General features: G+C 74.3%; 7 protein-coding genes and 1 pseudogene. 5 read left to right on the top strand and 3 right to left on the bottom strand.

Features of this window, described 5'->3' with window-relative positions:
- Together DZG00_RS17335 and DZG00_RS10345 are read right to left on the bottom strand one after the other, a co-directional pair.
- A pseudogene (locus DZG00_RS17335) lies at nucleotides 1-411 on the bottom strand (Hpt domain-containing protein); the annotation flags it as partial.
- Between the two features lie 53 nt (nucleotides 412-464).
- The gene (locus DZG00_RS10345; protein ID WP_233549104.1) at nucleotides 465-2096 is read right to left on the bottom strand and encodes a sensor histidine kinase; all 1632 of its coding nucleotides are present in this window, start codon (nucleotides 2094-2096) and stop codon (nucleotides 465-467) included.
- A gap of 179 nt (nucleotides 2097-2275) precedes the next feature.
- Here DZG00_RS10345 and DZG00_RS10340 point away from each other — a divergent pair, with 179 nt between their 5' ends.
- Complete coding sequence (locus DZG00_RS10340) at nucleotides 2276-2845, top strand: MOSC domain-containing protein (RefSeq protein WP_119382412.1); 570 nt, start codon at nucleotides 2276-2278, stop codon at nucleotides 2843-2845.
- A gap of 30 nt (nucleotides 2846-2875) precedes the next feature.
- Here DZG00_RS10340 and DZG00_RS10335 read toward each other — a convergent pair whose 3' ends face one another.
- Nucleotides 2876-3784 carry an SDR family oxidoreductase gene (locus tag DZG00_RS10335; RefSeq protein WP_119382413.1) on the bottom strand — a complete coding sequence of 303 codons (909 nt, stop codon included), beginning with the start codon at nucleotides 3782-3784 and terminating at the stop codon, nucleotides 2876-2878.
- 111 nt (nucleotides 3785-3895) lie between these two features.
- Here DZG00_RS10335 and DZG00_RS10330 point away from each other — a divergent pair, with 111 nt between their 5' ends.
- The 4 genes from DZG00_RS10330 to DZG00_RS10315 form a co-directional block, all read left to right on the top strand.
- On the top strand, nucleotides 3896-4330 hold the full coding sequence (locus DZG00_RS10330; RefSeq protein WP_119382414.1) for an ASCH domain-containing protein: 435 nt from the start codon (nucleotides 3896-3898) through the stop codon (nucleotides 4328-4330).
- Between the two features lie 9 nt (nucleotides 4331-4339).
- Nucleotides 4340-5224 (top strand): endo alpha-1,4 polygalactosaminidase, encoded by an 885-nt coding sequence (locus tag DZG00_RS10325; protein WP_119382415.1) that lies wholly within the window; start codon nucleotides 4340-4342, stop codon nucleotides 5222-5224.
- 33 nt (nucleotides 5225-5257) lie between these two features.
- Nucleotides 5258-5971 carry a hypothetical protein gene (locus tag DZG00_RS10320; protein WP_119455596.1) on the top strand — a complete coding sequence of 238 codons (714 nt, stop codon included), beginning with the start codon at nucleotides 5258-5260 and terminating at the stop codon, nucleotides 5969-5971.
- 210 nt (nucleotides 5972-6181) lie between these two features.
- Nucleotides 6182-7125: NAD-dependent epimerase/dehydratase family protein (locus tag DZG00_RS10315; protein WP_119455595.1), on the top strand; the 944-nt coding region annotated here is incomplete at its 3' end.

Genomic DNA, 7125 nt, shown 5'->3' with positions numbered 1-7125 from the left:
ACGGGGGGATCCGGACGACGGGTTCCCGCGACGCGGCTCGGGGTGGCCGCGCGGCGGGGTCACGCCGCCCGGCGCGGGAACGCCGGGGGGCGGAGCGGGGGCGTCCGTCGCGGGGACGACGGACATGCGGGCGGGACCGCGATCGTCCGACAGCTCGGCCAGCAGCTGCTCCAGGACGCGGACGTCGAGGAGCGGGGGGATCTGCGGGGCACGGGCGGCGTGGGCGGTCACGCCCGGCCGCCGCCGAGACGATCGGAAGGACCGGGGACGCTGCCGTCGGGTACCGGCCGTGCATCCGTGGACCCGGCGCGCCACCCGGTGCGCGCGGCTCGGGTGCCGCTCGCGGGGTGGTCGTGGGGGGTCATCCGGTCCTTCGATCGCTCGTGTCGGACGGGTGGCCCCGTCGTTCATCGAGCCTGACACCGCCCGGTGCGGGATCGGATCAAGGTCGGGACAAGATCAGCTCAAGACGAGGGCGATGCGGCCGGCCCCACGCGCAGCGGCAGGAGCACGCGCATCGTGGTGCCGACGCCGAGGGCGCTCTCGACCTCGATGGTGCCGTCGTGCGCGTCCACGATCGAGCGGGTGATGCTGAGGCCGAGGCCCACGCCCGCGACCGTGCTCGCGCGGGCGGAGCTGGTGCGGAAGAAGCGCGTGAACAGCTGCGCGGTGTCCTCCGCCGACATGCCGACGCCGTCGTCGGTGACGCAGATGCGGAGGTGGTCGCCGTCGACGCCGACCTCGGTGGTGACCGTGCCGCCCTCCGGCGTGTACTTCACGGCGTTGCTGAGCAGGTTGTCGAGCACCTGGCCGATGCGCACGGCGTCGACCTCCGCGACGAGCTCCTCGTAGTCCGGCTCGACCAGCGTGACGCCGCTCGCGGTCGCGTGCGGGCGGATCACGTCGAGCGCGTTCTCGACGATCTCGCCCACGTCCACGAGGTTGCGGTTGACGGCGAGCCGGTGCTGCGCGGCCGTGAGGAGGTCGCCGATGAGGCCGAGGAGGCGCTGCGCGTTGCGCTCCACGATCGCGAGGCGGGCCGCGGTGATCCGGTCGTCGAGGTCGTCCTCCACGAGGTCGTCGGCGATGAGCTCGACGTAGCCGAGGATCGAGGTGAGCGGCGTCTTCAGCTCGTGCGAGACGCTCGCCACGAAGTCCTCGCGCTCGGAGACCGCGAGCGCGAGCGCCGTGACGTCGGTGCTGACCACGACAGTGCCGAACGTGCGCCCGGAGTCGTCGACGAGCGGCGAGACCGACGCGAGCACGGCCTTCTGCGCGCCGCCCTCGCCTACCCAGTACACCTCGCGGCCGACGACCTCGCCGGCGCGGGCGCGGGCGACGGGCTGCCGCTCGGGCGGCACGAGGGTGGTGCGGTCCTCCTCGTAGACGAGGCGGCCGACGACCGGGTCGGCGGGGTCGACCGGGTCGGCGATCGCCATGAGGTCCCGCGCGGCGCGGTTGCGCATCATGACCCGGCCCGTGGCGTCGAGGACGAGGACCGTGTCGTCGATCGCGTCCAGCACGCCGTCGATGATCGAGTTGCGCTCCTGCAGGAAGTCGAGCGTGCCCGTGAGCTCCCGCTGCATCTCCTCCAGGCGCGCGTGCTGCCGGAAGAGCTGCTGGGCGAGGAGGTTCACGGCGACGGCCACGAGGAGCATCACGACGGGGAGCACGACGAGGTGCGACCAGCCGGTCGTGCCCTCGGGCAGGGTCCCGGATCTGAGATAGGGCAGCGCGAGGACGGAGGCCGTGCCGAGGGCGCCGAGCCACAGGACGTGCAGGGCGAAGGCGTACGCCAGCCAGATCACGGGGAACACGAGGAGGAACGCGGTCGACGGCACCTGGTCGGCGATCGCGTCGTGGCAGAGTGCGAGCGCCACGAAGTCGAGCATGGGCAGCACGGCCACCCAGTCCGAGTCGATCCGGCGCCACGGGAGCACGGCCGCGACGATCGTGACCAGCGCGGCGATGATCGTCCCCGCCACGAAGCCGGGGTCGGCGACCGCGCCGAGATCGCCCGTGCCCGCGACGACGCCGACCACGGCGAGGCTCAGGATGAAGGGCAGCTGCGCGTGCAGCGGCTTCGAGAGCGTCATGCTGCGGAGCCGGGACGGGGCGCGGGATCCGTGTCCGCGCCGCGCGTCGGAGGGAGCGACCTCGCCCACGTGACCCCCCGGATGCGGACATCCCGTGCCGCTCATCGATACTAGCGACGAGTGGAGGATCCGCCCCGGGTCGGCGTACCCCGTGGTAAGGGCACGCGTACGCTTCCCGGATGACCGGCCTCCCGTACGCGCACCCCGTGGAGATCGCGTTCCTCGTCGCCTCGCCGGTGCACCGGCTGGAGGGACGCCCGTCCGACGGCCCGCGCGACGAGCCCGGCGAGCCGCCGTCGCGCGCGTCCGTCCGGGTGCGGGCCGGCCTCGGGATCGTCGGCGACCGCTACTTCGGCCAGCGCGCGCACCGCACGGCCGCGGTGACGGTGATGGCCGTCGAGTCCGTCGAGCGCGTGGCAGCGGAGCTCGGGATCGACGCGGGTCTGGATCCGGTGGACACGCGTCGCAACGTGCTGCTGCGGGGCGTCGACGCGGATCGGCTGCGCGGCATGCGCTTCAGCATCGACTCGGGTGACGGGCCGGTCGAGTTCCAGGGCCACCGGCCGGCGAACCCGTGCGCGTGGATGGACGTGATGCTCGCGCCCGGCGCCTTCCGCGCGCTCCGCGGACGCGGCGGCGTGCGCTGCGAGCCGCTCGGCGACGGGATCCTCACGGTCGGCCCCGCCGTGCTGCGCACCGAGCGGCCGCTCGACGACGCCGACGCGGCGGGCGGGGCGCGCCTCTTCTGACGCGCCCCGCCGCGGATCCTGCTCCCCGGGTCAGTGGACGGGCGTGCCGCCGGTGACCGCGATCGTCTCGCCGCTCGTGAAGCTCGACTCCTGGCTCGCGAGGAACACGTAGGTCGCCGCGATCTCCGCGGGCTGGCCGGGGCGGCCGTAGACCGACTGGGATCCGAACTGCTCGACGTCCTCCGCCGACTGGCCGACGGGCTGCAGCACGGTCCAGAACGGGCCGGGCGCCACCGAGTTGACGCGGATCCCCTTCGGCGCCAGCTGCTGCGCGAGCCCCTGCGTGAAGTTCCGGATCGCGCCCTTCGAGGTCGCGTAGTCGAGCTTGTTCGCGCTCGGCTGGTACGCCTGCGAGGAGCTCGTCGTGATGATGCTGCCGCCCTTGGGCAGGTGCGGGAGCACGGCCTTGCTCAGCCAGAACAGCGAGTACACGTTGGTCTTCAGCGTGCGGTCGAGCTGCTCGGTGGCGAGGTCGAGGATGTCCTCCTCGTTGCGCTGGTAGCCGGCCACCATCACGAGGCAGTCGAGCCCGCCGAGCGCGTCGACCGAGGCCTGCACGATGTCCTGGCACGTGGTCTCGTCGGAGATGTCGCCGGGGACGAGCGCCGCGGTGCGCCCGTCGGCCTCGATGGTGGACGCGGTGTCGCGCGCGTCCTCGAGCTCCTCGTCGAGGAAGTTGAGCGCGATGTCGGCGCCCTCGCGCGCGAACGCGATGGCGACGGCCTTGCCGATGCCGGAGTCGGCGCCCGTGATGAGCACCTTGCGACCCTTCAGGCGGCCGAAGCCGACGTAGCTGTCCTGGCCGTGGTCGGGCGTGGGCTCGAACTTCTGCTCGTCTCCGGCCCCGGTCTGCTCCTGCTGCGGGAACGGCGGGGACGGGTACTGGGCGATCGGGTCCTGGATCTCGTACTGGTTGCCGCCGTTGCGGATCTCGCTCATGCGATGCACCTTCCTTCGGGGTCGTGGGGTCCCATCCAGCCTGGCCCGGGCGGTGCGCGGCGTCCGGGTTCGCGAGGGGGTTGACGGGCGGCGCGCCCGTACGCTCGACGCATGACCACGCCCGACGCCGACCTCCCGCCCGTCAAGCTCGCGTTCCCCGGGCCGCTGCGCGACCGGCTCGTGGCGGCGATCGTCTCGGGCGAGAAGACCTCCACCAGCTCGCTGCTCGTCCAGTACGAGGCCGACGACGAGGAGCTGCCGGTCGTCGGATCCCGCGGCGTCGTCATCGGCTCCGACGGACGGCCGGTGGTCGTGATCGAGACGACGGCCGTGGAGATCACCCGCCTGGCCGACGTGCCGCTCGCGCACGCGGTGGACGAGGGCGAGGGCTTCACGACGGTCGCCGAGTGGCGCGCCGGGCACGAGGCGTTCTGGAACTCGCCCGAGGTCGTGGCGGAGCTGCCCGAGGGAAGCGTGCTCGACGACGACGCCGAGGTCGTGATGGAGCGCTTCCGCGTGGTCGGCGGGGACGACGCCCGCGCCTAGGGTCGGGTGATGCGCCCCTTCCTCTCCGCCGCCCTCGCGACCGTCGCCCTCGTCGCCCTCTCCGGATGCGCGGGCGCGGATCCGGGCCCGGCCTCCGCCGCGGCCCCCGCTTCTTCTTCCTCCTCCTCTTCTTCCGCCACCGGCGTGCTCGCGGCGGACGCGTCCGCGGCGGTCGCCCTGCCGCCTGTCGGCACGGGCTTCGACTACCAGCTCGGCGGCGCCTCGGAGGTCCCGGCGGGCGTGGGGATCGTGGTCCGCGACAGCACCGACGAGCCCGCCGCGGGCGCGTACGGCGTCTGCTACGTCAACGGCTTCCAGACCCAGCCGGGCGAGACCTGGCCCGACGACCTGCTCGTGCAGGGCGACGACGGCCCGCTCGTGGATCCGAACTGGGACGACGAGTTCCTCCTCGACACCTCGACCGCCGCGAAGCGCGAGGCCATCGCCGCGCGCCAGGCCGCGACCGTCGACCTCTGCGCCGACGCGGGGTTCCAGGCGGTCGAGTACGACAACCTCGACTCCTGGGTGCGGTCCGCGGGTGCGCTCGACGCGGACGACGCGCTGGCCCTCGCGACCCTGCTCGTGGATCACGCGCACGGCCGGGGCCTCGCGGTCGCGCAGAAGAACACGACCGACATCGGATCGCGCGGGCGCGACGAGGCCGGCTTCGACTTCGCCATCGCCGAGGAGTGCGACCGCTGGTCCGAGTGCGCCGACTACACGGCGGTCTACGGACCGCACGTGCTCGACGTGGAGTACGCCGACGACCTGCTCGACACGGCAGCGGGCGCGTGCGCGCGGATCCTCGCGCTGGATCCCGCACCCCGCGCCATCGTGCGCGACCGCGACCTCGTGCCGTCGACCGAGGACGGATACGCGTACGCGGCCTGCTGAGCGGGATCGCCGGCCCCGTGACACGATGCGGGGATGGACGACGACGACCGGCGCGCGGAGATCGCGGAGCTGCGTCGGCGCGTCTTCGGGCCGGATCGGGATCCGCGCGACACGGCCTCGCTGTCGCGGCTGCGGGCGCTGGAGGGGCGGGACGCATCGCCCGATGACAGCGCGGCGGCGGATCCCGCTCGCGGGGAGTCGGACGGCGACGTGCCCGCGGACGGCGCGCCGCCCGTCGCATCACGCTCGCGCGCCCGGGATGCCCGCGGTCCCCGCATCCGCCCGCGTCTCGTCGCCGCCTGGGCCGCGTCGCTCGTGATCGTCGCGGTCGCCTCCGCCGGCGGGACCGCCTGGTGGCTGGGCGACGAACGCGGCACGGTCGCGATGCTCGAGCTGGAGCCGCCGCCGGTGCCCGACAACGCGACCTACCTGTCGGTCGACACGGGATCCATCGCCCCGGGCTCCCTGTTCGCCGCGTTCCACGGGATCTCGGTCGCCCGGATCCCCGTCCCCGACGCGACCACGGGCGCCGAGCGGACCTGCCTGGTGGCCGGTCCCGCGGGCCAGGACGGCTCGGTCGCCGGCGTGCCGGGCTGCGCGACGGGGACCGTCCCCGCGCGCACCGCCCTCGTGGTCACGGCCGACCAGCCCCAGGAGCTCCGCGACGCGTACCCCCTGGGCACCACGCTGACGTTCGAGCTGGATGGCGACGGCGAGACGGTCCGGGTCCGGACCGTCGGCGGCTGACGCCCCCCTCCCCGCCCGCGTCGAGACGTCGGCGTACCGAGTTCGACGGCGGCATGCGCCGGTCCAGCCGGATCCGCTAGGTTGTCCTCAGTTCGGGGAGCGCGCCTATCGGGGTGCCTCGTCTGGTTCGATTTCCGGAGCTCTCCACCACTCGCTCGTCTCGGCATTCCGGTGCCGAGCCCGCCGCGCCTCCCCCTAGGCTCGACGACCATGCCCTCCTCCTCGCGTCGCGCCCTCGTCCTCGGCGGGACCGGCGCGATCGGCGCCGCGACGGCCGAGCGGCTGGCGCGCGACGGCTGGTCCGTCGACGTGACCGGTCGCGATCCCGCCGCCATGCCAGGTGCGCTCACGGACCTCGGCGTCCGCTTCCACGCGCTCGACCGGGCAGACGCCCGCGGGATCGAGCGGCTGGTCGGCGACGGCGTCGACCTGCTCGTCGACCTCGTCGCGTTCACGGCGGCCGACATCGACGCGCTCGTCCCGGCGATGCGGGCGAGCGGATCCGTCGTCGTCGCGTCCTCCCGCGCCGTGTACGTCGACGCGGCGGGGAGGCACATCAACGGCGACGAGCCGCCGCGGTTCCCCGTCCCGATCCCCGAGCAGAACCCGACCCTCGCGCCCGCCGCGCCCGGCACGGACCCCTTCACGCGCGAGGGCTACGCGCCGTCGAAGGTCGCAGTGGAGCACGCGGCGCACGACACCGGCCTGCCGGTCACGGTGATCCGCCCCTCCAAGGTGCACGGCCCGTGGGCGAGGAACGCCCGAACGCGCGGCATCGTCGAGCGCATGCTCGCGGGCGCGGAGACCCTCGAGCTCGCCGACCGCGGCGCGTCCGTCGACCACCTCACCGCGGCGGCCAACGCGGCGGCGCTCATCGCGCGGGTCGCGGACGTGCCGGGCGCGCGCATCCTCAACGCCGCCGACCCGGATCCGCTGACGGCCGCCGAGATCGTCGCCGTCATCGCCGACGAGCTCGGCTGGCGCGGACGCGTCGTGCCGCTCGAGCCGGACGTCGACGGAGGCGCGCACCCGTGGGCCGCGGCGCACCCGATCGTGCTCGACACCCGCGCGTCGCTCGAGGTCGGCTACGCCCCCGTCGGCCCGGGCGCGGAGCTGCTGCGCGCCGAGGTCGCCTGGATCCGCGACGGCGAGCG

This window comes from Clavibacter lycopersici, from assembly GCF_003576405.1.
GTDB lineage: Bacteria > Actinomycetota > Actinomycetes > Actinomycetales > Microbacteriaceae > Clavibacter > Clavibacter lycopersici.
The sequence above is the reverse complement of the archived record's forward strand: the minus strand, read 5'-3'. Positions and strand labels throughout refer to the sequence as shown.

Excerpts from the sequence above, each read along its gene's own strand:
- DZG00_RS10320 (WP_119455596.1), top strand. The coding sequence starts at position 5,258 with ATGGACGACGACGACCGGCGCGCGGAGATCGCGGAGCTGCGTCGGCGC.
- DZG00_RS10345 (WP_233549104.1), bottom strand. The coding sequence starts at position 2,096 with ATGACGCTCTCGAAGCCGCTGCACGCGCAGCTGCCCTTCATCCTGAGC.
- DZG00_RS10325 (WP_119382415.1), top strand. The coding sequence starts at position 4,340 with ATGCGCCCCTTCCTCTCCGCCGCCCTCGCGACCGTCGCCCTCGTCGCC.
- DZG00_RS10335 (WP_119382413.1), bottom strand. The coding sequence starts at position 3,784 with ATGAGCGAGATCCGCAACGGCGGCAACCAGTACGAGATCCAGGACCCG.
- DZG00_RS10330 (WP_119382414.1), top strand. The coding sequence starts at position 3,896 with ATGACCACGCCCGACGCCGACCTCCCGCCCGTCAAGCTCGCGTTCCCC.
- DZG00_RS10340 (WP_119382412.1), top strand. The coding sequence starts at position 2,276 with ATGACCGGCCTCCCGTACGCGCACCCCGTGGAGATCGCGTTCCTCGTC.